This window comes from Type-E symbiont of Plautia stali (genome assembly GCF_059731115.1).
Genome location: NZ_AP035906.1, coordinates 2,545,552 through 2,567,886 on the forward strand (window position 1 = coordinate 2,545,552; position 22,335 = coordinate 2,567,886).

The 22,335-nt window shown below is 51.3% G+C and carries 26 protein-coding genes and 1 pseudogene; 25 read left to right on the forward strand and 2 right to left on the reverse strand.

The features are described 5' to 3' along the window. Nucleotides 1-47 precede the first annotated feature (47 nt). From AC6I8L_RS11745 to AC6I8L_RS11760, 4 genes are read left to right on the forward strand one after another with little or no spacing between them, the layout of a single operon-like run. Entirely contained in the window at nucleotides 48-791 is a 744-nt protein-coding gene (locus AC6I8L_RS11745; protein ID WP_058959896.1) for an SDR family oxidoreductase, read from the forward strand. A gap of 34 nt (nucleotides 792-825) precedes the next feature. Further along, complete coding sequence (locus tag AC6I8L_RS11750) at nucleotides 826-1,593, forward strand: SDR family NAD(P)-dependent oxidoreductase (protein WP_058959897.1); 768 nt, start codon at nucleotides 826-828, stop codon at nucleotides 1,591-1,593. Nucleotides 1,594-1,628: 35 nt separating this feature from the next. After that, on the forward strand, nucleotides 1,629-2,486 hold the full coding sequence (locus tag AC6I8L_RS11755) for an SDR family oxidoreductase (RefSeq protein WP_058959898.1): 858 nt from the start codon (nucleotides 1,629-1,631) through the stop codon (nucleotides 2,484-2,486). Between the two features lie 58 nt (nucleotides 2,487-2,544). Beyond that, complete coding sequence (locus AC6I8L_RS11760; RefSeq protein WP_058959899.1) at nucleotides 2,545-3,102, forward strand: flavin reductase family protein; 558 nt, start codon at nucleotides 2,545-2,547, stop codon at nucleotides 3,100-3,102. 166 nt (nucleotides 3,103-3,268) lie between these two features. On the opposite strand, the gene AC6I8L_RS11765 is transcribed toward AC6I8L_RS11760, so the two are convergent. Further along, the gene (locus AC6I8L_RS11765) at nucleotides 3,269-4,174 is read right to left on the reverse strand and encodes a LysR family transcriptional regulator (protein WP_058959900.1); all 906 of its coding nucleotides are present in this window, start codon (nucleotides 4,172-4,174) and stop codon (nucleotides 3,269-3,271) included. A 141-nt stretch (nucleotides 4,175-4,315) separates the two neighbouring features. Here AC6I8L_RS11765 and AC6I8L_RS11770 point away from each other — a divergent pair, with 141 nt between their 5' ends. Next, a complete protein-coding gene (locus AC6I8L_RS11770; protein ID WP_058959901.1) occupies nucleotides 4,316-5,245 on the forward strand; it encodes an aromatic alcohol reductase in 930 nt (309 codons plus the stop codon). Nucleotides 5,246-5,266: 21 nt separating this feature from the next. After that, nucleotides 5,267-5,464, forward strand: a complete 198-nt coding sequence (locus tag AC6I8L_RS11775; protein ID WP_058959902.1) for a hypothetical protein — start codon at nucleotides 5,267-5,269, stop codon at nucleotides 5,462-5,464. A gap of 580 nt (nucleotides 5,465-6,044) precedes the next feature. Here AC6I8L_RS11775 and AC6I8L_RS11780 read toward each other — a convergent pair. Continuing rightward, entirely contained in the window at nucleotides 6,045-6,374 is a 330-nt protein-coding gene (locus AC6I8L_RS11780) for a YciI family protein (protein ID WP_058959903.1), read from the reverse strand. 102 nt (nucleotides 6,375-6,476) lie between these two features. On the opposite strand from AC6I8L_RS11780, the gene AC6I8L_RS11785 reads away from it, so the two are divergent. The 19 genes and pseudogenes from AC6I8L_RS11785 (at nucleotide 6,477) to AC6I8L_RS11875 (ending at nucleotide 21,934) form a co-directional block, all read left to right on the forward strand. Further along, complete coding sequence (locus AC6I8L_RS11785; RefSeq protein ID WP_058959904.1) at nucleotides 6,477-7,370, forward strand: LysR family transcriptional regulator; 894 nt, start codon at nucleotides 6,477-6,479, stop codon at nucleotides 7,368-7,370. A 568-nt stretch (nucleotides 7,371-7,938) separates the two neighbouring features. Beyond that, nucleotides 7,939-8,382: a hypothetical protein gene (locus AC6I8L_RS11790; RefSeq protein WP_064511331.1), complete on the forward strand. Its 444-nt coding sequence runs from the start codon at nucleotides 7,939-7,941 to the stop codon at nucleotides 8,380-8,382. A 485-nt stretch (nucleotides 8,383-8,867) separates the two neighbouring features. Next, nucleotides 8,868-9,787 (forward strand): annotated as a pseudogene (locus tag AC6I8L_RS11795) (hypothetical protein). A gap of 141 nt (nucleotides 9,788-9,928) precedes the next feature. Next, nucleotides 9,929-10,123, forward strand: a complete 195-nt coding sequence (locus AC6I8L_RS11800) for an AlpA family transcriptional regulator (RefSeq protein WP_020078417.1) — start codon at nucleotides 9,929-9,931, stop codon at nucleotides 10,121-10,123. Between the two features lie 52 nt (nucleotides 10,124-10,175). After that, the gene (locus AC6I8L_RS11805; protein ID WP_058959905.1) at nucleotides 10,176-10,763 is read left to right on the forward strand and encodes a DUF2857 domain-containing protein; all 588 of its coding nucleotides are present in this window, start codon (nucleotides 10,176-10,178) and stop codon (nucleotides 10,761-10,763) included. After that, nucleotides 10,753-10,962 (forward strand): TraR/DksA family transcriptional regulator, encoded by a 210-nt coding sequence (locus AC6I8L_RS11810; RefSeq protein ID WP_058959906.1) that lies wholly within the window; start codon nucleotides 10,753-10,755, stop codon nucleotides 10,960-10,962. The genes AC6I8L_RS11805 and AC6I8L_RS11810 overlap by 11 nt, the downstream gene beginning before the upstream one ends. Nucleotides 10,963-11,355: 393 nt before the next feature. Next, on the forward strand, nucleotides 11,356-11,574 hold the full coding sequence (locus tag AC6I8L_RS11815) for a hypothetical protein (RefSeq protein ID WP_058959907.1): 219 nt from the start codon (nucleotides 11,356-11,358) through the stop codon (nucleotides 11,572-11,574). Between the two features lie 72 nt (nucleotides 11,575-11,646). Then, a complete protein-coding gene (locus AC6I8L_RS11820; protein WP_058959908.1) occupies nucleotides 11,647-12,291 on the forward strand; it encodes a lytic transglycosylase domain-containing protein in 645 nt (214 codons plus the stop codon). Continuing rightward, complete coding sequence (locus AC6I8L_RS11825; protein WP_045903274.1) at nucleotides 12,288-12,566, forward strand: TrbC/VirB2 family protein; 279 nt, start codon at nucleotides 12,288-12,290, stop codon at nucleotides 12,564-12,566. The genes AC6I8L_RS11820 and AC6I8L_RS11825 overlap by 4 nt, the downstream gene beginning before the upstream one ends. Before the next feature lie 11 nt (nucleotides 12,567-12,577). Further along, nucleotides 12,578-15,325, forward strand: coding sequence for a VirB4 family type IV secretion/conjugal transfer ATPase (locus AC6I8L_RS11830; protein WP_058959909.1), 2,748 nt, complete (start codon nucleotides 12,578-12,580; stop codon nucleotides 15,323-15,325). A 22-nt stretch (nucleotides 15,326-15,347) separates the two neighbouring features. Continuing rightward, complete coding sequence (locus tag AC6I8L_RS11835) at nucleotides 15,348-16,076, forward strand: TrbJ/VirB5 family protein (RefSeq protein WP_058959910.1); 729 nt, start codon at nucleotides 15,348-15,350, stop codon at nucleotides 16,074-16,076. A gap of 11 nt (nucleotides 16,077-16,087) precedes the next feature. Beyond that, nucleotides 16,088-16,363, forward strand: coding sequence for an EexN family lipoprotein (locus AC6I8L_RS11840; RefSeq protein ID WP_047727032.1), 276 nt, complete (start codon nucleotides 16,088-16,090; stop codon nucleotides 16,361-16,363). 71 nt (nucleotides 16,364-16,434) lie between these two features. Continuing rightward, nucleotides 16,435-17,466 carry a TrbL/VirB6 family protein gene (locus AC6I8L_RS11845; protein ID WP_058959911.1) on the forward strand — a complete coding sequence of 344 codons (1,032 nt, stop codon included), beginning with the start codon at nucleotides 16,435-16,437 and terminating at the stop codon, nucleotides 17,464-17,466. Between the two features lie 89 nt (nucleotides 17,467-17,555). Beyond that, complete coding sequence (locus AC6I8L_RS11850; protein ID WP_058959912.1) at nucleotides 17,556-17,696, forward strand: hypothetical protein; 141 nt, start codon at nucleotides 17,556-17,558, stop codon at nucleotides 17,694-17,696. Next, on the forward strand, nucleotides 17,689-18,372 hold the full coding sequence (locus tag AC6I8L_RS11855) for a VirB8 family type IV secretion system protein (RefSeq protein WP_058959913.1): 684 nt from the start codon (nucleotides 17,689-17,691) through the stop codon (nucleotides 18,370-18,372). The genes AC6I8L_RS11850 and AC6I8L_RS11855 overlap by 8 nt, the downstream gene beginning before the upstream one ends. Further along, nucleotides 18,369-19,259: a P-type conjugative transfer protein VirB9 gene (gene virB9 / locus AC6I8L_RS11860; RefSeq protein ID WP_201785667.1), complete on the forward strand. Its 891-nt coding sequence runs from the start codon at nucleotides 18,369-18,371 to the stop codon at nucleotides 19,257-19,259. Before AC6I8L_RS11855 ends, virB9 begins: the two co-directional genes overlap by 4 nt. Beyond that, nucleotides 19,256-20,563, forward strand: coding sequence for a VirB10/TraB/TrbI family type IV secretion system protein (gene virB10, locus AC6I8L_RS11865; RefSeq protein WP_058959915.1), 1,308 nt, complete (start codon nucleotides 19,256-19,258; stop codon nucleotides 20,561-20,563). The genes virB9 and virB10 overlap by 4 nt, the downstream gene beginning before the upstream one ends. Then, nucleotides 20,553-21,572, forward strand: coding sequence for a P-type DNA transfer ATPase VirB11 (gene virB11, locus AC6I8L_RS11870; protein ID WP_058959916.1), 1,020 nt, complete (start codon nucleotides 20,553-20,555; stop codon nucleotides 21,570-21,572). Before virB10 ends, virB11 begins: the two co-directional genes overlap by 11 nt. Before the next feature lie 59 nt (nucleotides 21,573-21,631). Then, complete coding sequence (locus AC6I8L_RS11875) at nucleotides 21,632-21,934, forward strand: TrbM/KikA/MpfK family conjugal transfer protein (protein ID WP_072226505.1); 303 nt, start codon at nucleotides 21,632-21,634, stop codon at nucleotides 21,932-21,934. The last annotated feature ends 401 nt before the right edge of the window (nucleotides 21,935-22,335 follow it).

The following is a 22,335-nucleotide window of genomic DNA, read 5'->3' on the forward strand; positions in this document are numbered from 1 at the left end:
TTCCCGTGACATTCCCTGTCCCGCCCGTTGACAGGCAAGGAGGAGTGATGAAAACAGTGGTATCAGAAACGTCTAAGGTGGTCATTCTTACCGGTGCCAGTAGTGGTATAGGTGAGGCCACAGCCCGTCATCTTTCCCGGAAGGGGCATCATTTGTTTATCGGTGCCAGACGTATGGAAAAACTGACCGCACTGGCGACAGAGTTGCGGGCAAGGGGGGGTAATGTTGATGCCATGGCAATTGACGTCACGCGACCAGAAGATTTGCAACGCATCGCAGCCAGGGCGCTGGAGAAGCACAGACGCATTGACGTTCTCATAAATAACGCTGGCGTTATGCCACTCTCACCGCTGGCAGCGTTGAAGGTCGAAGAGTGGAACCGCATGCTGGATGTCAATGTACGGGGCGTTTTACACGGAATAGCCGCCGTCCTGCCGATCATGCAGGAGCAGGGTTATGGTCACATCATTAATATTGCCTCCACTGGCGCGTATACGGTCTCGCCCATAGCCGCTGTCTATTGCGCCAGCAAGTTTGCCGTGCGCGCTATTTCTGACGGACTGCGACAGGAGACCGACGCGATCCGGGTGACGCTGGTCAGCCCGGGGGTGGTCGAGTCAGAACTTGCCGATCATATTACGGACGAAACAGCCCGGACTGCCATGCGCGAATTCCGGCGCATCGCCTTACCTCCTGAGCCCGTGGCGCAGGCAATCGCCTATGCCATTGAACAACCCGCTGGCGTTGATATCAGCGAACTCATCGTCCGCCCTGTGGCCAGTCCTCATTAACCGTAAACATGTTTTCATTTATTCAGGAGTGTTCATGTCAGAGTCAGGCTCTTTTTCCAGGGCTATGCCCTTTGCAGGCCGTGTTGCGATCGTCACCGGTGCCGCCAGCGGTATCGGCCTGGCGACCGTCGAACTGTTGCACCGCCAGGGAGCACGTATCGTCGCAGTTGGCCGGGGGGATAATGTCAATGCGCTTGCACGTGAAGGTATTGTGCCCGTTGTCGCCGACGTGACTCAGGAAGCCAGTGCGGAACTGGCTGTGCGGACTGCAACAGAACAGTTCGGTCGCCTCGACGTCTTAATCAACAACGCTGGCATCATCATCAACCAGCCAGTGGCAGAAATGACCCTCAGTGAATGGAACCAGGTCATGGCTGTTAATGCCACGGGGGCATTTCTTTTCTCAAGGGAAGCCATGCGCCCAATGATGGCGGCAAAATCGGGTGCAATCGTTAATATTGGTTCTTACGCCTGTTATCAGTCTTTTCCCGGTATCGCCGCCTATGCAGCCTCCAAGGGGGCGCTTGCACAGTTAACCCGTACACTCGCGCTGGAAGCTATCACTCACGGTATTCGTGTTAATGCAGTCGGCTCCGGAGATGCGGTGACAAACATCACGAATACAATCCAGCCCGACGGGCAGGCATATCTGGCAGAGCATGGTCGTAAAGCGCCTGTTGGTCGTGCAGCCCACCCCGATGAAATCGCAGAAGTCGCCGCCTTTCTGGCGTCAGACAGGGCCAGTTACATTGTCGGCGCAGTGGTTATGGCCGACGGTGGTATGAGTGTCGCCATTCAGTAATGCAATTCATTTTTCAACAACAGGAGTCTCCATCAATGCAACAACAAACCTCCCCTGCAAAAGTCTGGTTTATCACCGGCGCTGCTCGTGGTATTGGCCTTTCGCTGGCACGCCAGTTACTGGCGCGAGGCGATGCCGTAGCCGCAACCTCCCGCACCCTGACCAGTCTGCGTCAGGCATTCGGCGACGATAACGCGCGACTGCTGGCGCTGGAGGTGGACCTGGTGAACGAAGCTAGCGTTCAGAAAGCCATCGACAGCACCATTGCCGCCTTCGGGCGCATTGACTGTGTGGTCAACAACGCAGGCTACGGCCAGCAGGGCACCATTGAAGCATTAACCGACAGCGAATTGCGTCGCAATTTCGATGTTAATGTGTTTGCTCCCCTGCATGTACTGCGCCATGCCCTGCCGCATATGCGTACGCGGCGCAGCGGCCATATCTTCAACGTGGCGTCGATCGTGGGCTTTCAGGGCGGTTACGCGGGCTGGGGCAGCTATGTCGCCAGCAAATTCGCACTGGCCGGTCTGACCGAAACCCTGGCGGCCGAACTGGCCGAGCTGAACATCAGAGCCACAGTGGTTTATCCTGGACCGGTGCGCACCGGGTTCCTGTCGAAAGAGACGCTGGTCGTGGCCCAGAGCACAATCGCTGACTATACCGAAGCTCAGGCCTCGCTGGACCTCCATCTGAACGGTCTGGACGGCAAACAGGCTGGCAATCCTGATAAAGTCGCTTCTCTGATACTGCAGGCGGCCTTTGCTGACGCCCCTCCCGTGCATCTTTTTGCTGGTAAGATTGCCAACACCCTCGCTGAACAAAAAATGCATGCAGTGAGTCAGGACCTTGATGTCTGGCGAAGCGCGTCAGACGCCACGGATTTTGAAGAGTAATAACCCCCGGGGACATGTGAACCACACTGTCCCTGATTTTCTTTTTGGAGGATATCTCATGCATGACAGCCTGCCTGCGGAAAAAGCGTACCGTATTCTTGAAGCTGGTCCCGTTATTCTGGTGTCCACCAGGGGGACAGATGGCCGGACGAATCTGATGACCGCAGGTTTCCACATGATGATGCAGCATGCCCCACCGCTGGTCGGTGTGATTATCGGCCCCTGGGATTACAGCTATCAGGCGCTGTCAGATACCGGGGAATGTGTTCTGGCTGTACCGCCAGCCGGGATGGCAAAGGCCGTTGTGGACATCGGTAATTGCTCGGGAGAAACAGACGACAAATTTGCGCGTTTCGGCCTGACGCCCATTGCCGCGCAATCGGTCAGTGCGCCTCTGGTAGATGAATGCCTGGCTAATCTGGAGTGCAGAGTGGTGGATGACCGACAGGTGCGGCGCTATAACCTGTGGGTGCTGGAAGTTCGGCGGATTTGGCTTGACAGCGCATGGCAGGAAATGCGCCTGCTCCACCATCAGGGCGATGGCCGTTTCAGTGTCGACGGAGAGATGCTTGACCTTAGTGACAGGATGGTAAAATGGCGCGACCTGATGAACTGAATGTTGTTCCATTCTGACTACAAGCGCTTGCTGGCAATACATTACCGGTAAAAGCCGGTAATGTATTGCCATGAAAAAGGACGCAGATCTTGTGATCCATCCCGTAGCAGGATCTTACGGCCAACAGAATGAAAATGTACGCTAAAAAGTTAACTCTCTTTTTACTTTACTGACGATTATCCGGGTGACTTAACATCGTTCTGCTCCAGTCATAAAAAGCGCGAACTGACGGTGGTATATACCGGCTATAGGGGTATACCAGGGATAGCGGTAATTTAGAGGTGCTGTTCTCCAGACAGGAGACCAGTTCCCCGCTTTGCAGGTACGGCATAGCCAGATAACTGGCGACACGGATTAACCCAACCCCCTGTATCCCGGCCTGAATATAGGCATCGGTATCGTCAACGATTAGCACCTCTCTCATACGGATCGCCCGGTCCCCACCATCAAGGGTAAAAAACCATTCAGTTGTGCGTCCGGTGCGGTGATTCAGATAGCCAACCGCGTGATGCTTTTCCAGTTCATCCAGTTTTTGCGGCTTGCCGAAAGCATCAATATAAGACGGCGCGGCCAGAACGACCCAGGTAAAACCAGGCAGTGGGCGGGCAACCAGGGTTGTTGAATCTTCGATCCTGCCAGTACGGATCACGCAGTCATATCCTTCCCTGATGATATCCTCAACATTATCGCTTGAGCACAGCATCACTTCCAGCCCGGGGTACTGGCGGAGAAACGACAGGAGTCTGGGGATAATGCAATGTCGGGCGAGGGACTGGGGCATCCCCACTTTGAAACGGCCTCCTGGCTGCTCAGATCGGGCGGGAAAAGACGACTCCATGGCCGCAATATCCGTCAGGATCCTTTTGCATTCGTCGTAGTAGCGCTGGCCCTCCGCCGTGATGCTGAGTTTGCGGGTAGTACGCTGCAAAAGCTGGATACCAAGCCAGGATTCCAGCTCCCGGATAACCCTAGAAACCGTAGAGCGTGGCAGACCCAGCACTTCTGCCGCTCTTGCAAAGCCATGAGTTTCCACCACGCTGACATAGACCTGCATTGCTGCCAGTTTATCCATCCTACCCTCTTGCCTGTAGATATTGATTATCCCGTCAGAGCGAACAGTCTAACTCGGTTTAGGGATCTTATCGAACGTACATCATCGCCCTACACTTTCTCCCGGACACTGAACACGGCTAAAATAGTATAAGGAACTAACATGGCAGAGCATAAATTACACTCAGGTGAAAAAATACTGGTGCTGGGCGCAGGACAACTCGGGGCGGCTGTACTGCAGCATCTGCTCCCCGCAGTCTCTCAGCGAGAAGGCACTGTGTGCGTTATCGTTTCGCCTCGTTCCAGGGATGAACAAGGTCAACTGCGCGCTTCCACGCATCAAAAATATGTGGATGCCGAAGCAAAATTAATCCCTCTGGACATCGCCGACAGCACGATGGACGCCCTGAAGGATCAGTTTAAAGAGTTTGATACCGTTATCAATTGTATGGGGTTTGTTGCAGGCGCAGGCACCCAGATAAAAATCACCCGCGCAGTACTGGAAGCCGGAGTTAACCGCTACTTTCCATGGCAGTTTGGTGTTAACTACGATGTCGTCGGCAAAGGCAGCGGCCAGCCGGTCTGGGACGAACAGTATGATGTAAGAACCTTACTGCGAGAACAACACAACACCGAATGGATCATTATCTCCACCGGTATGTTTACCAGCTTTCTCTTCGAGCCTGCATTCGATGTGGTGAATTTATCCGCACGGACTATCAATGCGCTGGGGGGATGGGACACACAGGTTACAGTAACTTCTCCGGAAGATATCGGCCGACTCACCACCGACATTTATCTACATCAGCCGCGTATTGCCAACGAAGTGGTGTTTGTTGCAGGAGAAACGACTTCCTATGGTGAACTGGCAGAAACGGTCGAGCGAGTGACACAACAAACCTTTGTGAAAAAGGTTCTGACCCTGCCGACCCTGCTGGAGGAATTGCAGGCCAGCCCGGATGACCAGATGCTTCGCTATCGTGCGGCCTTCGCCCGAGGAGACGGTATGTGGTGGCCGATGAACGACACCTGGAACGTGCAGAATAATATTCCCACGCAGAATATCGCAGCCTGGCTTAAGTCATCCATTTAATTATTAATCAAGGGATTATCAATGAAAACTACCATGACGTTGTTATTCGTCTCTATAGTCCTGCCTTTTTCAGTCTGTGCTCAAACCGTGACGGCAACAGGCGATACGGAGCAGACGGAAGAAAAAATTCGCCAGCAGGCTGACAGGGATTATAAAATCACCGAAGCCCGCATGGGAAATAAAGTACATATCACAGCAGAAAAAATCCTGCCGGAATAAATAGATCTGGGTGAAACAGCCCCTTGAATTTACCAGGTATGGCTGTCGACGCAGTCAAGGATATTTATATCGTATTACATATTGGAGGTTTTTATTTTGATTCGTCAATAAATTTATAAAGTATAACGGGTGGGTAACTGAGAGTTTTACCGTACGTGTCAGGTAAAACTCCCCCACCATCATGTACAGCAACTCCAGTCTCCCCCCTGGCAGCAGTACTTGCGGATACCTAGTTCAGAAAATTGCGAATGACTTACACACCCGGCATATCTGAATGACCTGTTCTGAATGCCTGGGGACTGCTTGCAGGCAGATATCATTGCGTAACTAAAAAAGTCACATAAGATTTTGTCCTAAATAAAATCAGGATGTAAGGTGCCTGTTAAACAAAATAACGATTTAATGGAAACCAAATGATGTTTAGTTCTGTAATCTGATAATTTATAATAATTTGTACGGTTGTGAAATTTAAAAAATTACCGTCAGGTAGAGAGGCGAGTAACTGGCGTGGCTACTCACCTCACACCCGATATATGAATACTACAGGATACTGATAGTATTTTTCTCGTGGCTCAAATTTTCAGCCAATTAAGCCCTGCAATTCACTGACCGTATTGTGGCTTGAGTACCTGTCAAGCAGACCAAACAACGGGTCCCATTCATGGATTTCAAGTTTAGCGATGAGACCTTCACGAGCAAAAGGGTCCGCACTGATCATGGACTGGACTTCATCGCGCGTCTCAGCCCTGAAAATAAGAAATCCCGCCCGCAGCGGCGTGTTTTTGAGCGGACCGGACGCTAACAGTTTGCCCTGTTCTATCAGCCCTTTCAGATAAATCACATGCTCGCGCACAAAGGTATTCCACCCGGTGCCATCCGGATGGTCCATTCTGACAATATAAATGTGCATCGTTTTCGCTGTCCTGTTCATGAGACAAAAAATAAGCATAATAAGTATTAGCAGTTTTTAAAATTCGCCAATATTGAGTTCTGAAACAACCAGGAGTAGCGAATGCTGGATAAACTTACCGGAATGCGGGCCTTCGTTGTTGTGGTTCAGACAGGCTCTTTTGTTGCGGCCGCAGACCGGCTCGATATGTCGCCTCAGATGGTGGCCCGCCATATCGCCACACTTGAGAAGCAGCTTGAAACGCGCCTGCTTAACCGAACGACGCGCAGGCAAAGCCTGACGCCGGCAGGCTCGCTGTACTACAGGCGTTGTGAAACAATTTTACAAGCCATCAACAGTGCAGAACGGGAAGCAAGCAGTTCGAGTGCGATTCTTGCAGGTACGTTACGGCTGAATGCGCCGGTAACTTTCGGCCGTTATGTCTTAGTGGATTTTTTGAGCATATTTCTTGAGCGTTATCCGCAAATGCGTATTGAACTTATTCTTTCTGATGACGTTATTAATCCTGCTTCAGAAGATTTTGACCTGGTGATACGCATCGGCGAGCTTGATAAGAAACTCAGACTTGCGGCAAAACCGTTGCCTGCGTACCGATTTTTTGCATGCGCTGCTCCTCAATACCTGGCAAAGTACGGTCATCCAGAACAACCTTCTGATCTGAAACATCATGAGTGTCTGGTTTTTGCACCTTGGTCTGCGGGATTAAGCCATTACTGGCCTTTTTCCAGCAGTGAGGGATATGCGGAAGTGATGGTAAACTCTCGCCTGGCTATTAACGACTGGGGAGCAATCCTTGAGGCGGCATTAAGAGGTACTGGCTTGCTATTTGGTTATGAAAAGGGACTTGAACGATTTATTAAAAAGGGAAAACTCGTTCCTGTTCTGGAAGATTTTAATATTCCCCCTCGGGAAATGCATTTATTGTATGACCCTTCTCGGGCTAACGAAAACCGGTATAAAGTTTTTATTGACGAACTATATGAACATCTTAGCTAATTATTCCGCTAAGCCTTTTAATAACAGCAATCTCACTTAGGCATCACTGCTGTCAGTCAATTTCACTGCAGATGCGCAATAGCCTATCTCATTGGGCTATTTATTTTGCCATTAGGAAAGAACATTCACCTGAAAGCTGAGATGAAATTTCTTTTTTATTTAAGACACCTGACTTGTCTTGAAGTAAGGCTATCTCCTCTGTTCAGGTGGTTAAATTCAATCTGCCATTACAAAACCAGCAGAACGGTGTTAGAAGTGAGGGATTTTTGAAGTGCCCCCTCCCTGGACATTCTCAGAATGGACAGTACCTGCAATTTTATCCGTTGGAACAGACATCTGACTTAAACCGGATTCGTATTGATCATCAAGGATATATCTTCAGAGGTAACGGCACCTTGAATTGTATACATATGAATCATTACAAGTAATCCCAGATTAGCCGGTTGACATTCCCGTTGTTGATACTCGATTGCTGCACTTTCACTTATGACACTTTTGTTGTTGCATAAGAATCTTGTTTTCATGTATCTTATATCATTACATGAAGGTCTTATGAGGGGTACATACTATGTCATTCGATAACGTTTTAGAGCAGTTCTGGGTTTGCATGGTAATAGCGCGGATGTCCAGTTGTACTTCAATCACCGTCACGCAACAGGAAATGTTCCGTCTTTTGCGAGAACGAATGGTCAAGATAAATGCCATGACAGGTTGTCTCCTCAGTTGCTTTTATTGTTTCAGTCACTGGGTGGTTTTAGTGGGTATGGCAATCTACAGGCCTGTTCTTCTTAATTCAGGATTTTGGTTAGTTGACCTTGCTGTTACTGCTTTCTTTACCATCGGTTTAACGTCCATATTCAGAGGTATTATTCTACTGATGATGAGAAATGCCATTGCCAAGGCGATTGAAGAAAAGGACATGAAAGACAACTTTGTTTATAGCATGTACAACACCATACGATATATTTTTCTTCGCAAGGATCGCCACCTCTGCGCCAGGTATGTTGAGTAATTAATAATAAATTGCTTTCACGCCAGTCTATAAACTCTTTTTTCCGCATCATCAGCGACGTCAGTATAGGCTTACTGCCGATGCTGAAATTCAATACCTGCGTGACGATTTGGGATAAATGAGACCTGATACGTTTGGCATATATAATAATCTCCAACCCAATTTCATCTTAGAATGCTCTGAGTCAGTTTACATTATCGCTATATTCGCATGGAGTATTTCTTTGATTCTGGCAAAAGTAAAAATCAAAGACTGGACATATATCATTCAAATTAATAACCAACATACAGTATGAATGTTGTCAGCTTTTTCCCGTGTTTCTAAGGCGCGACCAGTCCCTCTTAAATATCATCCAAACGAAGTTTATTACGTGGAAACTCTTATTAATTGAACTTGAACTAGCATGCCTGAAGTAAGAGCACTGAGTAATGTTAACAGCATTTAAACCAAGTACCATTACCTTGCAATACAAGTGGAGCTTCATTATGAAAAAAGAAAATAATCGCACTGACATTAAATACCCGATGACTGAGTGGTTAACTATACCTGAAGCCATACAACTGGCTCAACAGAAATTGAAGTTTAGATTAACAAAAAGTGATATCTACAAGAATGCGCTGAGAGGAAACATCATCCTTTCCATTTATTTTCAGTCACCTATTATATTAAGAAAAATTCAAAAATTAAAAAATAAATTAAAATTTAGACCTATAGAAAACTCATTAACCTCCCGCCTTTGCGCCCTCGAAAAAAAAGCTTTATCGAAGAAAACAATCTGATACTCAGCACAGAAGGAAGATATTTACGCACTGCGCAAAGAATTATAGATACCAGCCTAGCTGGATATGAATATGTTCTTGTACAACGTCTACTATCACAATCACTTAAAATCCCAGCGCCGATAACTGGAGCTAATGAATTCAATTATGGGCTGACGGTTACTATTTTAGGGGAAATATATCAAATATTTATAAATTCCACATGGAATGACAGAATACGACAACAAACAGCGTTGCTCCCCGAAGATATCATTCTGGATATTTCCGAAAAAATATCCCATATTGAAGCAAACAACACGCTGAGAAAAGCGTACTTTCCACTCTATAATTTACCTACTGATGCATGTTTTGTTATACGCCATTCAGAACTTGGAAAGCTTATAAACATCCCAACCAAGTCGTTGGCCGTTAAACCCCGTATTTCAACGCCTCTATCACGTCTTTTCTGGCTTGCCTGTTATCATAATGAGGATATAAGGCCTTTACTTCGACAACCTTATAAACTCTTATCCATCTTCGAGCAATGGGCCTCAGACGATGGCATCACAGATCGACTCAGCGGAGACACACTAAAAACCGCGCTAGAACGAGGCTCCCCAGTTTCACCATCGTCTAAGATAGCATGATATTTATCATGCTAAAGTTTAAATCCGTATTAAGGATAATAGCCTCCTTGATATGGATTTATTAACTTCCATCCTAATCTTTCCTGTGCTTCTTTTGAGAACGCCGGGCGTCCACCGGTTATTTAACCACAGGAGAAAACAATGACAGCACATCAGCTATTGCGCCTGAAGCAAGTTGAAGAAAAAACTGGCCTGAAACGCTCTCAGATTTACCTGTATATGAAAAATGGAACCTTTCCACGTTCAATAAAAATTGGCCCGGCCAGTGTGGCCTGGCTCGAATCGGAAATTGATGAATGGATCAGCCTTAAATTGGCCGGACGTTCAATCAGTTAAAAATGTCCGTTTATTTGCTCAACTTTTCCATATAGATTGAGGAGATAACAGAATGATTCCATTAATTAATTACACCATCTTAACTGATGCGTTGCACGCTCTGAAAGTTGGGGATATTCGTCACTGTGAATCCCTCGGATTCACGTTCGACGAAATGAACGCCCTTAATCAACTGTCGCTCGATGAGCTGTTTGCTGTCAGTCGGTCATCAGCGCCGTTTGTTGCGGTCAGTGTCCGCCATGATGTCCTGCATCATTTACTGGCGCAGGCCCGACAGGAATACCGACAACAGCAGCAGATTAACCGGGCTATCCGGCTGGGCGGTTCTATCGCGTTGCTCAACCACTACTTTGGCTTGACGTCTAATGATGTCTGCCTTCGCCGACGGTTGCTGGGTGTCAGCGTGCCATATGGACGTACACCTGAGCCGGATGAAGAGACAGATGCCGAGATCTGGCGGCAATGGCAGAAGTGCCGGGTGGAAAGCCTTGAATCCCCCGACGCGCTGATGGCCATGATGCAGGTTACTGAACTCCTGCTACCAAGGTTCCTGGGACTATCACTCACCATGGTATGGAGACGTATCACGCTTTGTGAAAAGGAAGTTGCCGCTAACAGGAGGGCACCACATGCCGGATGAGATCGATCGCGATCAGGAAATTAATGAGCAGCGCCTGGAGGAGATGATTGAACAGAGTCGTTTTAAGCCGGGGTCGACACCATCATTATTTCACTGTCGTGTATGTGGTAAACCCATTCCAGAAAAGCGACGGCAAGCACTGCCGGGTGTAACCACCTGTACGGAATGTCAGGAAAAACTTGAACGTAGTAGCCGCTGACAGGATAAAAAGGACGTGTAGAGATGTTATATCTCTGCACGTCTTTATTATTCACGGTGAATGTTAATACCACTCTCTCGAGTTTTTTAAATCCTCATTATTCTTACTGCATCTTAAATACTCCACTATTTTTCTCTCTTCTTTTTGTTTTGAGTTTCTCATTTATATCCCTCACCAGATATTCGAATCTGAGAACGCCATTACAGCATAGTCGCCCCTATGGACATTAATTCGTCCTGACAGGGTATTGCTCTTTAACAAAATGGATCGGGCTGTCACGTAACCACAATTCAGGGTGCCGCTGAATGTTCTCGCTGACCCGTTAAAACCGGAATGCAGAACCGGGATGTGACTGGTTTATTTCATTTACTGTTTTTGTTCAAAGGAAATTCCATGAGAAAACCCGCTTATCACGTATTTGTTACCCAGGAAAGTCAGCCCGATGCACAGGGTGAAAAAAACACGTACTGGACAAAGGTTGGTGTGGCCTTCGCGCACAACGGCAAACCCGGTCTTAATATCGTGCTGATACCCGGTATTGCCGTCTCCGGCAGACTGGTGCTACTTGAACCTAGGGAAGATAGTGACATTTCACAGAATGCGGCCGCTTAATCCATTTTCTCTTCTTCTCCCCCGGCGGCGTATTTTTCTGTAAGCCGTCGGTCTCTCTGTTACGAGGCCAGCATGCTTTCCACCACTGCCTTTCTGGCACTGGCGGTGCAGTGCGCCGCCAGTATTCACCCGTCCACGGCACTTGACGTCGCGCGGGTCGAATCCGGTTTCCACCCTTACGCCATTGCTGAAATCCTGCCAGACAGTCGGGGCGTGATTTCTCATTTTCCCACGAGCCTGCCGGAGGCGGTCCGCCTCACCGGACAGCTGACTGCACAGGGCCGACGCTATTCGGTCGGCCTGATGCAAATCACCAGCACCAATTTCCGCCATTACGGCGTCACGGCCAGCGACCTGCTTAACCCTTGCATCAATCTGTCGGTATTTGAGCGCATTCTCGCCGACTGTTACCGGCGCGGCAGAACGCTGAAACGGGCGCTCAGTTGTTACTACTCCGGCAACTTTGAAACCGGCCAGCGACCGCAATCCGCCTTTAACCAGACCAGCTACGTACAGCGCATTGGCTATGTCGTCCCGTCCACCCGGGAAGACCGGCAGCGTGCCTCTGACCCGAGCACACAACCGTCTGTCCGTTATCCCGCCGTTGTGCTGCGCGGCGAGCCTGCCGGTGCCACTGCGCCGGTCCTGACTTCCCTGCATTATCCCGGTTCCGTCATTCGCGGCGCTATCCCTGTTGTCCCTGATGAGGAGAAATGATCATGCGTAAACGCCGTTACTCTGCTGTTGCTTCCATGCTGCTGTCTGCCCCGGCGCTGGCGGCAGACAGCGGATTTAACAAGGCCAATGAGACACTGAGCAATACTTCGACCGGCCTGCTGGGTCTGGCCGCCGTCACCATCACGCTGGCGACAATGTGGGTGGGCTACAAGGTGCTGTTCGATGGCAAGAGCCTGCACGACATGCGTAACGTCATCATCGGCGCGATCCTGATTGTTGGCGCGTCCGGCTTCGGTGCCTACTGGGCATCATAAGGGAGGCAACGATGGCTACGCTGAATAAAGCGCTTACGCGGCCTGCCACCATTATGGGCATTCCTCTCGTGCCGTTCGTTCTCGTCAGCGGGGCTATCGTCCTGCTGGCGGTCTATGTCAGCTATTACCTGGCACTGTTGCTGATCCCGGCCTGGGCGGAAATGAAAAATAAATCCCGAAAGGACATTCATTATTTCAGTCTGCTCTGGCTGGCGTTTAAAACCCGTGGACGACTTTTCACCAATACCCATTTTGGCGCGAATGCCCTTCTGGCAAACCAGTACGATAACGTTGATGTCTCGGAGTTTATTCAGAAAATGAAATTAAACGAGCGTATTACGCTGGATAAATATATTCCGTATTCCTCCCATATTCACCCTTACGTCATCAGAAACCGTCAGCGTGATTTTGTTGCCACCTGGGAGCTGGGCGGCACAGTCTTTGAATGTGAAGACGAACATCACCTGACCCTGATGGCCACGCACCTGAATAACGTTATTCGTTCGTATGAGGGTCTGCCGGTAACATTCTATATTCACCGGCTCCGTGAAAAATACCATGATGCTTTTGAAGCCTGTTCGGGTATTCCCTTTTCCGATGAGGTAACACGTCGGTATTACCAGCCGGTAAAAGAAAAACCGTTCTGGCGGCACCGGCTGTTTTTCACCGTCTGCTACGCACCGTTCTCTCAGATTGAGAAGAAAACCATGAAAGCGCAGTCGCACGTTAAACGCCAGCCAGCTCTGGATGACGCGCTCAAAATCATGCGGGAATACCGTGAAGCACTGGAATCTTCATTATCCCGCTATATGGCAACGCCGCTGGGGATATATGAAGAAAACGGGCGGGTATATTCCGCACAACTCGCGTTCTTTCATCGTCTGCTTACCGGTCAGTGGCAGAAGGTGGCCGTAACGCGCTCACCATTTTATGAAACTCTCAGTACGCCAGACGTCTTTTTCACCACCGACACCGGTGAATGCCAGACGGTCAGCGGTTCCCGCTTCTTCCGCAGCCTGGAGATTAAGGATTATTCCCCGGAAACCCACACCGGTATGCTGGATGCGCTGCTGTACGCTGAAAGCGAGTATGTTCTGACGCAGTCCTTTACCTGTATGGCACGGGATGAGGCGCAGAATCATATCCGGCTGGCGGAAAAACGGCTTAACTCCACGCACGACGACGCGACTTCCCAGCGCGAAGAGCTGATTGTCCTGCGCGACCTGCTCCAGTCCGGGCATGTGTCATGCGGTAAATTCCACTTTTCCCTGCTGATCTCCTCAGACAGTGCCGGACAGGTGGTGAAGGACACTAACGTTCTGGCCCAGCCCTTCGCCGATCTGGGTATTATGACGGCGCTTTCCACTTTGTCACTGCCCGCCGCATATCTGGCGCAACTGCCGGGCGTCTATACGCTGCGCCCCCGACTGGTGGCCGTCAGCAGCCAGAATTTCGCCGATATGGCCTGCCTGCATAACTTCCATCCCCACAAACGCAGCGGTAATCCGTGGGGGGAAGCCATCGCCCTCCTCACATCTCCCGGCGGTGGCGGGTATTACCTGAACCTGCACGACAGCCAGGCCGGACGGGATGACACCGGTGAGAAAACGCCGGGGAATACGGCGATTATCGGGAAAACCGGCTCCGGTAAAACCCTGCTGATGACCATCATGCAACAACTGATGCAGAAGTACCGTAACCCGGCGTCGTTTGCGCCTTCTGCCACCATCAAACGGCTGACCACGGTGTATTTCGATAAGGACCGGGCGGCGGAGATGGCGATCCGCCAGGCGGGCGGGCGTTATTTCCGCATCCGTACCGGCGAGCCCACCGGCTTCAACCCGTTTGCGCTGGAGCCAACCCGCCGGAACATCAGTTTCATCAAACGGCTGGTGCGCATGCTGTGCCGCCGCAACGGTAAGCCGCTCGATCCGCGCGATGAGGAGCGGATCAGTGCCGCCGTGGACACCATCATGCTGGACTATCCGCCGGAGTACCGCCGGTTCGGGATCACCCGGCTGCTGGAAGTGCTGCCGGAACCGCCGACTACAGACGCCCGCACCAACGGGCTGCGTATTCGCCTGAAACAGTGGGCGCAGGGGGGCGAGTTCGGCTGGGTGTTTGATAACGAGGCTGATACTTTCACCATCAGCGATGTCGATAACTTTGGTATCGACGGCACCGAATTTCTGGATGATGACGATATTCGCGGCCCCGTGACCTTTTACCTGCTGTACCGTGTGACCAGTCTTCTGGACGGTCGCCGCCTGGTGATGTTTATGGATGAGTTCTGGCGCTGGCTGGCCGATGTCGAATTTTCCCGCTTCTCGCTCAATATGCTGAAAGTCATCCGCAAGCTGAACGGTATCTTCGTTCCGGCAACACAGTCACCGGATGAAATCGTCAGACACCCCATCGCCCCGGCGATTATTGAGCAGTGCGGTACCCAGATTTTCCTCGCCAATCCGAAAGCCAGCTATGCGGATTATGTGGAGAAAATGAAAGTGCCGGACAGCGTTTATGAGACGGTCAGAAATCTGGATCCGGGCGAGCATTATATGGTCATCCTGAAAACACCGCTGCGGGCCGGAGAAACCCGCCCGTTTGTGGCAATGGCGAAAATGGATCTGTCCGGACTGGGTAAACTCACCCGGCTTCTCAGCGGCAGTGAGGACAATCTGAAAATATTCGATGCCATTTATCAGGACGGTATGCGACCTGATGAATGGAAAGACGCTTTCCTTGAGCGGGCCATCTAATATTCATACGGAGGTCATTGATATGCGTACCAGATATACCTATCTGGCATTATCGTTATTTTTCTCGACGCAGGCGTTCAGCGCCGGAATACCGGTTTTCGACGCCGTGCAGAATACCGAGTCAATTAATCAGTGGATGCAGAAACTACAGCAATGGGAGGATACGGCTACCCATTATAAAAGTGAACTTGATGCATATAAAAAACAATTAGCCACTGCAACCGGCGTACGGGATATTCAGGGTTTTCTCAGTGATGCCCGAAGCCTGAAAACCGATATTGATAATCTCCGTAAGAGCGGTATTTCACTGGATGATCTACTGACCACGCAGAACAGTTCCTATTCTGCTGAACTGCAACACCTTTACAGTAAATACAAATCGTTCAGCGTATGCAACCCTGAACAGGAAGAAATAAAATCTCAGTCTCTGGCCGACAGTTGCAAACAGATAATCCTCAATCAGGCAATGGCGATTGAGAATACCACTGACGTTGAAAACAGGATCAACAGCACACTCAGCGATATATCAGACTTATCTGACCGTATATCGAATGCGCAGGACTCGAAAGAGTCTCAGGATCTGGCTAACGCCATCGCGGCGAAAAGCGTACAGTTAAATGCGCTGACAAATCAGTGGGAGATGTCTGTCAGGCAGGCTGAACAGCGAACGACATTGCTGGAACAGCAAAGACAGAAAGCCTTTGAACAGCAGCAGCTAACGGCACCTGTTGCTGACCTTAATAATTTATAAGGAGATTATCCATGCTCAGATCCTTATTCACCTTATGCACACTCTCAGGCGTGATATTACTGTCCGGCTGCAAGGAAACCAAATCCGAAGCCTGGTATAAGCAGCATCCTGACGAAACATATGCGGTTTATACGCAATGCCTGAAGGATGGTGAGGCAAGCGATAACTGCGAGTTTGCTCAACGGGCTGCCATTATGTTCGCTCAAATTGGCAAGCCCGGAACAAAAGAAAAATTTGAGACACTCTTTCAGCTGGAAGCCGAAAAGAGAAAATCCGTCACCCGGTAATATCTCCTCCAGCAAAACAGGGAATTCTCCCTGTTTTTTATTTCCTTTCTTTATATATCAGGTGAGGCACCATGTCCGGTGGTATTTTTGTTGGTATGGACAAAAACATCATGGATGGACTGAATGCCGTTCTGGAAGGTCAGTCTTCCACTTACGGCACTATGATCAGCGTCATCATCGTCAGTTCTTTTACCTTATTTATACTGTATCGCGGTTACCAGACACTGGCTGGCAAACTCCGGACCCCGGTAGAAGATGTCGCCTGGGATGTGGGGCGAATGTTGATGATCACCACCTTTGCGTTAAACCGGGATGGCTGGCTGGATATGGCGGTAGCGGCTATCCAGGGACTCAAAGACGGTGTCAGCGGCGATGATAACGTCTGGGCGTTGCTTGATACCGTCTGGGAAAAGGCGCAGACACTGGGACAGACGCTGTTCAGTATGGACACTTCGACTTACGTCAAACTTAATGGTGGCTTTGCCGAAGTGCTGGTATGGGGCGGCGCGATCGTTCTGTTACTGGCGGCCACCTTTGTCAACCTGCTCGCCGAAATCACCATCCTGTTAATGACGATCACCGCGCCGCTCTTTATTTTCTGCCTGCTGTACGGTTTTCTTAAGCCAATGTTTGATAACTGGCTGAAAACGATTTTCGCGGCAATATTAACGATCATGTTTTCCGCCTTATCCATCCGTATCGCCATCAATTACCTGAATAAAATCCTTGATGCAGCGACCCGGACATCCAATGTCAGTAACATGGTGACGCTGGCAGCACAGTGCCTGCTGGCCGGGATTGCGGCGGGTGTGGTGGTCTGGTTCTCCGCGAAGCTCGCCAGCGCACTCAGCGGGGCCGCCGTACAGGCAGTGCTGCAGGGGGCAGCCATGAGTGGCCTGAGCGGAATGGCGAATAAATCCGCCGACCTCGCCGGGCCGGGGATAAAGGGCGGTGCCCGCCTGGCTGCGAAAGGCGGCATGGCCGTCGTCGCGTCGACCGGCAGGCTCACCGGCGCAGGCGCGGGTAAAACCGTGAGCGCCTGGCAGAAACGCGCCGCCGCCATCGAAAGCATGAAACGCCTGAACCGGCAGCGACATCGTTAATCCTCCCGACCCTTAATTTCCTTTCCCCGTCACGCCGTGGCCTGCGCCACCGGTGCGGCATTCCTGCATCCTTACGATAAGGGGCTTCCATGAAATTCAGCATCTTCTTTCTGATGCTGTGCGCGCTCACGGGCTGCGCACGGCATCAGGGCGACCTTCCGTCGGTATCCGGCGAACCCGAGCCGGTGAATTCCCCCGCCATCATTCAGGAGCTGACTCACCATGTCTGATATTCAGAACATTGTTAATGTTTCCCGCTCTTTTGAATCCATCCTGCTGGAAAAGGAAGAGCATTCCCGAAAAACCGCCTGGCGGGTGGCTGCTGTCGGGCTGATGCTGGCCGCAATGGCGATTGCGGCCATTATTATTCTGCTGCCGCTGAAAACCACCGACATTGAGTTATGGTCGGTGGATAAACAGACCGGGCGTTATGAATATATGACCCGCGTGAAGGAGCGGGATATTTCGTCTGAAAAGGCACTGGCGCATTCACTGGCAGCACACTATGTCAGACTGCGCGAGGGATATAATTACTTCTCCCTCCAGCGTGATTACGACGACGTACAGTTATTTAACAGCGACAGCGTGAACCGGGATTATCTTGACGGGTTTAACGGCGATCAGGCACCGGACGTGATTTTTAACAAGGCGGAATATGTTGTCTATATCGACATTATTTCCAATGTGCATGCGCCTGCCACCGGGCCGGATAGTCTGGCAACCCTGCGTATCAAGCGCACTATCCGCCGTATTGCTGATAATTCAGTAAAAACGGATGTGTGGAATATCCGCCTGACCTACCGCTATTTACCACACCGGCAACTGACCGACAGCCAGCGCGAAGTGAACCCGCTGGGCTTTATCGTCACCAGCTACCAGCGCGACAAAGAGCTGAGGGGGGAATGATGCTGAAACACATTCTGCTCCTCACGGGTTTACTGGCGTCATGCGTGGCATGGAGCGCGGCGACACCGCGCGGCAGCGCGTATGACAGCCGGATGCAGAACGTCACGTACAACAGCCAGAACGCCACGGTCGTCAGTACCCGCCCCGGCTACGTCACCATGCTGGTGTTTGACGATGATGAAACCGTTATCGATGCGCAGGCGGGTTTTCCCAGAGGCTGGACCGTGACGAAAAGCGACAACCGGGTGGGCATCAGCCCGAACCCGATTACCCAGCCGGTCACGGATGCCAGCGGCAACAACGTCAGCCAGGTGTTTCTGCCGACGGCAAAAGACTGGAAAACCAATCTGTTCGTGGTGACATCAAAGCGCGATTACAGCCTGGAGCTGAACGTGCTGGATAAAGACTCGCCCGCCCAGGCCTTTGTTATCCGCTACCGCTATCCCGACGAACTGCGGAAAAAGTCTGCCGCCGCCAGCGCCGCCCGTCAGCAACATCAGCAGGAAGCACTGGACCGGCAGCGGATAGCGGCGGCATTCGGGCAGGCCACCACGCCGCGCAACTGGCGCTATACAAAACGGGTGGCCGCCGGTTCCGCCGCCATCGCCCCGGACTTTACCTGGGATGACGGTCGTTTCGCGTATATCGGCTTTTCCCCCACGAAAACCCTGCCTTCCGTTTTCCGGGTGGTTAACGGCCAGGAGCAGGCGGTCACGCCCCGGACGGGTAAACGGGGCAACTACACCGTGGTGGTGGTTCCGGCATCGCCGCAGCTGATTCTGCGTTACGGCACCTCGGTGGTGGGGATCGAAAACGACGGATCCGGGCGTATCCCGCTGGCCAACAGTGACACCGTTTCGCCGTCCGTTACGCTGGAGGCAAAATGACCGACAAATCTTTCCCGAACGAACCGGAAAAAACCACCGCAGAACGGGAATCGGAAGCCCGTGAACGCGCCCGCGCGGCAATGGCATATCAGGAGCCGGAGAAGAAAACGCCGCCCGGCCAGCCGGAAGTGACCCGTTTCCGTAAAGCGTCCGGTCGCCGCACACTGATCGTCAGCCTGCTGAGTCTGGTCCTGGTCATCGCGCTGGCATCCGGCGGCGATCGCCTTCTCTGCGCCCTGAAAAGGGGTGATGAGAAAGAATCTGACACCGCGCCGTCGCCCTCCTCCGGGACGGTGCAGCAGGAACGTAAGAATCTGGGCATGGACAGTAACCCGTTTGGCCTGTTCGGGCCAGGGAGGCAGGAAAGCGCAGGCCCTGCCAGTCAGAGCGCTCCGGCCACTCCAGATCTGCCGCCCGGGCCGCCCGCCCTGAACAAGGCGGCAGCACTGGCAGACGGGCTGAACAGCGGCAGTACAGGGTCAGGCGACAATACACGCACGTCCCGAAGCGGAGTGCGCAGCAACACGGAAACGTCGGGCAGACCGTCAGCCTCCACGGCGTACACATCCTGTCAGTCAGTACTGGTCAGTGGCGAAGATGACCGCCTGCGCTGCCCGGATACGACAGCACCGGCAGGCAGCAATAACAACGACAATCCGGGCGTTGCCCGCGTCACCGGTGTCAGACGGCTGGGCCTCGATCCCGATCTCTATATCCCGGTGGACCGCTATATTCCGTGTTCGATGATGCGGCGCTTGGTATCCGATGTTGGCGGTCATATCTCCTGCCTGATCGGTGAGAATGTCTGGAGCGCCAGTAACCATGTGAAGCTGATCCCGGCAGGAACGGTCGCCCGTGGCGTCTACCGCACAGGCGCACTGCAACACGGGCGCAGCCGGATGTTTGTGCTGTGGACGGAGTTGCGCACGCCGGAGCCCGGCAGCCTGCAAATCCCGCTCACCGATACGCAGGCCACCGGCCCGCTCGGTGAGGCGGGGATCGCAGGCTGGATCGACAGCCATTTCTGGGAGCGTTTCGGCAACGCCCTGATGCTCAGTACCGTGCAGGACGTGGCGGCGACTGCATCAGATGCCGCGCCGGGTAAAGACCGCAATACCGACTATACCGAAAACACCCGCGCCGCCACGGCGGAAATGGCGAAAACGACGCTGGAAAACAGCATCAGTATCCCGCCCACGATGTACCTGAACCAGGGCGATGTGATCGGCATCATGACCGGCACGGATATTGATTTTTCCTCTGTTTATCAACTACGGCTGAAAAAGAAATGGTATGAGCGCTGAAAACCTGTCACTGGATTTTATGAAAAACCGGCTGTTTGGTGATTTTCTTGCTCAGGATGGCCTGGCAGAAATTGCGGTTAACCGACCGGGTGAGCTGCATACAAAAATTCGGGGAAAATGGCAAAAACAGGCATCCCCCATCACGTTGCGTCAGTGTCATGCTTTTGCCAGAGCGCTGGCGTCCTGGCAGGACGATAATATTGACGATACGTCACCGATTCTGTCGGCCACGCTCGAATCCGGCGAACGTATTCAGGCGATTATTCCTCCGGCCTGTGAGCGTAATACGGTGTCCCTTACGTTACGCAAACCCTCATTCGGGCAAAAAACACATCAGTCATGGATTGATGCTGGATTTTATCAGCGCGTGGCCGGTCAGGAAAAAACGGAAAGCCAGGATAATGCACTGGTCCGGTTATATCACAGCGGGGATATTCCCCGCTTTATGGAAAAGGCGGTGGAATACGGCAAGACGATTTTTATTGTGGGTGAAACCGGCTCCGGCAAAACCACCTATATGAAAACGCTGCTGCATTATATTCCGCTGCATCTCCGGCTGGTAACGATTGAGGATAATCCCGAAATCCGTTTTTATCACCATGCCAATTATGTGCATCTTTTTTACCCTGCGGATGCCGGGGATAATGCTATTGTCACACCTGGCAGACTGATCCGGGCTAATTATCGTATGAACCCTGACCGGATATTACTGGCGGAAATTCGTGGGCAGGAAGCGTGGGACGCGCTGAAAATTGTCGGCTCCGGGCATGAGGGGTTAATCACCTCCCTGCATGCGGGCAGCCCGGAAGAATGTATTGAAGGGATCATTGACCGCTGCTATGAAAACCCTGACTGCCGGAACATTCCTTTTGATGTGTTGTTACGCAAGGTACTTAAAAGCATTGATGTCATCGTCAGTATTGATATACACGGCGATGTTCGCCGGATGCATGATATTTACTTTAAGCCAGTTCATTTAAATAGCATGAAAGAAACATTCAGAAGATAACTCCGGCAAATAACATTATCAAGATACGTAACCTTTCATTAATCATAATGGTAACTGAAATGAAAAAAGCAATATCCTCCGTATTATTGTTTTGCGTGATTGCGTCATGTTCAACAACTGTACTGGCTGCTGATGCCTGCGAAGTGGTGTTATGTATGTACGGTAAAGCAACCGGAAATGGCGGCGGCAGTGAATGTCATTCCGCTGAACGGGAATTCTTTAATATCGTAAAAAAGAACAGGCATGGTTTTCTGCCTGACCATACGGCCGATGCCAGAAAATCATTTTTAAGAGAATGTAATTCGGCAGACCCGGCGGCTATCAGTCAGATCATCAGTCAATATGGCCGCATTCGTGGTTAATACTGGCGAGACGGCACAGGGCATGACGGTTTTCAGGTTTTTACGGCTTCTGTTTTTCGCGGATTAAGGAGCGAAGAAACAGGGGCTGTAAAAATGAGGCTGCGGACAGAAATATTTTCGCGGGTTAAGGAGCGAAAATAATTCAGGCACCGCGCCTCATCTGCAAACAGCCGCGCCCACGCGGATTTTGCAGGCCGGGGGGAGCCGGATAAATTTCGCCGCCCAAGCGAGCGAAAAGCTGTCGCCCACGACAGCGGTTTATTTGGGGGGCACAGCCCCGCACACCGTCGCGGCTAAGTCTCCGGCCAAAAGCCGGTAGCGTGGCGCGACCACCCTCTTTAAAGGTCAGCTTCCCTTTTATTCCCGCTGCGAGGAACGAGCAAAGGGAAGAAAAAGGCGAA

Coding starts and splice junctions, on each gene's coding strand:
- AC6I8L_RS11845 (WP_058959911.1), top strand. CDS start 16,435: ATGTCCGGTGGTATTTTTGTTGGTATGGACAAAAACATCATGGATGGA.
- AC6I8L_RS11785 (WP_058959904.1), top strand. CDS start 6,477: ATGCTGGATAAACTTACCGGAATGCGGGCCTTCGTTGTTGTGGTTCAG.
- AC6I8L_RS11815 (WP_058959907.1), top strand. CDS start 11,356: ATGAGAAAACCCGCTTATCACGTATTTGTTACCCAGGAAAGTCAGCCC.
- AC6I8L_RS11755 (WP_058959898.1), top strand. CDS start 1,629: ATGCAACAACAAACCTCCCCTGCAAAAGTCTGGTTTATCACCGGCGCT.
- AC6I8L_RS11770 (WP_058959901.1), top strand. CDS start 4,316: ATGGCAGAGCATAAATTACACTCAGGTGAAAAAATACTGGTGCTGGGC.
- AC6I8L_RS11745 (WP_058959896.1), top strand. CDS start 48: ATGAAAACAGTGGTATCAGAAACGTCTAAGGTGGTCATTCTTACCGGT.
- AC6I8L_RS11760 (WP_058959899.1), top strand. CDS start 2,545: ATGCATGACAGCCTGCCTGCGGAAAAAGCGTACCGTATTCTTGAAGCT.
- AC6I8L_RS11805 (WP_058959905.1), top strand. CDS start 10,176: ATGATTCCATTAATTAATTACACCATCTTAACTGATGCGTTGCACGCT.
- virB10 (WP_058959915.1), top strand. CDS start 19,256: ATGACCGACAAATCTTTCCCGAACGAACCGGAAAAAACCACCGCAGAA.
- AC6I8L_RS11820 (WP_058959908.1), top strand. CDS start 11,647: ATGCTTTCCACCACTGCCTTTCTGGCACTGGCGGTGCAGTGCGCCGCC.
- AC6I8L_RS11750 (WP_058959897.1), top strand. CDS start 826: ATGTCAGAGTCAGGCTCTTTTTCCAGGGCTATGCCCTTTGCAGGCCGT.
- AC6I8L_RS11775 (WP_058959902.1), top strand. CDS start 5,267: ATGAAAACTACCATGACGTTGTTATTCGTCTCTATAGTCCTGCCTTTT.
- AC6I8L_RS11810 (WP_058959906.1), top strand. CDS start 10,753: ATGCCGGATGAGATCGATCGCGATCAGGAAATTAATGAGCAGCGCCTG.
- virB9 (WP_201785667.1), top strand. CDS start 18,369: ATGATGCTGAAACACATTCTGCTCCTCACGGGTTTACTGGCGTCATGC.
- AC6I8L_RS11790 (WP_064511331.1), top strand. CDS start 7,939: ATGTCATTCGATAACGTTTTAGAGCAGTTCTGGGTTTGCATGGTAATA.
- AC6I8L_RS11830 (WP_058959909.1), top strand. CDS start 12,578: ATGGCTACGCTGAATAAAGCGCTTACGCGGCCTGCCACCATTATGGGC.
- AC6I8L_RS11825 (WP_045903274.1), top strand. CDS start 12,288: ATGATCATGCGTAAACGCCGTTACTCTGCTGTTGCTTCCATGCTGCTG.
- AC6I8L_RS11855 (WP_058959913.1), top strand. CDS start 17,689: ATGTCTGATATTCAGAACATTGTTAATGTTTCCCGCTCTTTTGAATCC.
- AC6I8L_RS11850 (WP_058959912.1), top strand. CDS start 17,556: ATGAAATTCAGCATCTTCTTTCTGATGCTGTGCGCGCTCACGGGCTGC.
- virB11 (WP_058959916.1), top strand. CDS start 20,553: ATGAGCGCTGAAAACCTGTCACTGGATTTTATGAAAAACCGGCTGTTT.
- AC6I8L_RS11840 (WP_047727032.1), top strand. CDS start 16,088: ATGCTCAGATCCTTATTCACCTTATGCACACTCTCAGGCGTGATATTA.
- AC6I8L_RS11875 (WP_072226505.1), top strand. CDS start 21,632: ATGAAAAAAGCAATATCCTCCGTATTATTGTTTTGCGTGATTGCGTCA.
- AC6I8L_RS11765 (WP_058959900.1), bottom strand. CDS start 4,174: ATGGATAAACTGGCAGCAATGCAGGTCTATGTCAGCGTGGTGGAAACT.
- AC6I8L_RS11800 (WP_020078417.1), top strand. CDS start 9,929: ATGACAGCACATCAGCTATTGCGCCTGAAGCAAGTTGAAGAAAAAACT.
- AC6I8L_RS11780 (WP_058959903.1), bottom strand. CDS start 6,374: ATGCACATTTATATTGTCAGAATGGACCATCCGGATGGCACCGGGTGG.
- AC6I8L_RS11835 (WP_058959910.1), top strand. CDS start 15,348: ATGCGTACCAGATATACCTATCTGGCATTATCGTTATTTTTCTCGACG.